The 982-nt window shown below is 31.5% G+C and carries 2 protein-coding genes; both read right to left on the bottom strand.

Translation table 11 applies throughout. The features are described from left to right. Positions 1 to 247: 247 nt before the first annotated feature. Entirely contained in the window at positions 248 to 448 is a 201-nt protein-coding gene (locus ACXM0J_RS18805) for a hypothetical protein (RefSeq protein WP_479750744.1), read from the bottom strand. A gap of 88 nt (positions 449 to 536) precedes the next feature. Continuing rightward, positions 537 to 770 carry a hypothetical protein gene (locus ACXM0J_RS18800; RefSeq protein WP_479750742.1) on the bottom strand — a complete coding sequence of 78 codons (234 nt, stop codon included), beginning with the start codon at positions 768 to 770 and terminating at the stop codon, positions 537 to 539. Positions 771 to 982 lie beyond the last annotated feature (212 nt).

Below are 982 nucleotides of genomic sequence, written 5' to 3'. Positions count from 1 at the left end.
CTCAGATTTAGATGATTTTCAGTTAGTAAGTCACAAACCAAGATCATCTTAGTAATTGAGTACAGAACCGATGTAAAGCGGTTCTACGCAAATTATTAAGATGAGCCACTAGCATTGCGACGCTAAAGCTAAATAAATCATTCTAGGCGCATATGGAGCTGGTAATCAGGGAAAGAAGGATAAATCCAATTCCTGGCTTCCCACTCGTAGACACTCGTTCTGTCACTACAGATTAATACAGTAATATTTAATCTAAAATCTGAAAAGAAATTAGCTCATCCGGTGAATAATATACATTATTAACACAAAACTGATAATTCTCACATAGTGATAAAATAATGTGAGTTACTGTACCTTGAACAACTTCGGAATGGCTCTCAAATACTTCATAAATAAATGAAACTTGTTTGCCCAGTAACTCGATTGGTTTAAAATTTGCAGCAGCCATAAGAGATCTCCTCATAAGATCATTTGTGGTTAGCTGCATGATTAGACGGCCATCCAATCATGCAGCGATTTTAACAACTCAAAGAATTCTATAAAGAACCTTGTTCAATAATTTTCAACATAAATCGCTTAAGCTCAGAACTTGAAGAAGACTGATTTAATTTGCAAATTCTACTGAACTCTTTTTTTAAATCGCTATTAACCCTAAAAGTTAAAACATCATCAAGCTCAGAAGCATTTGCCTTAATCTTTTGGACTTTTTGTTGCTGAAGCGAACTTGCTGCTATTGCATGCAAATGCTGAAACTTAGAAGAAGAATCCATAAAAACCTCTTTTTGTATAAACAAAGAATACACTAAGTATAAACAAAGTAAAAACTAAAAAATATAATAAAAAGATAAGTTGTTGATAAATATATATATTTATTTTTTATTAAAATAAAGAAATCAAAAATGTTAAAACAAATAAAACACCTAAGTGCCTGTTATTAAATAAAAAAAACAAAACTTTCCGCAGTCAGGCACACTATTAGATA

The sequence above is a fragment of the Acinetobacter sp. GRABPA_MV_2 genome (assembly GCF_056725885.1).
Note: the sequence above shows the minus strand (reverse complement) of the source record. Positions and strands in the feature narration are given on the sequence as shown.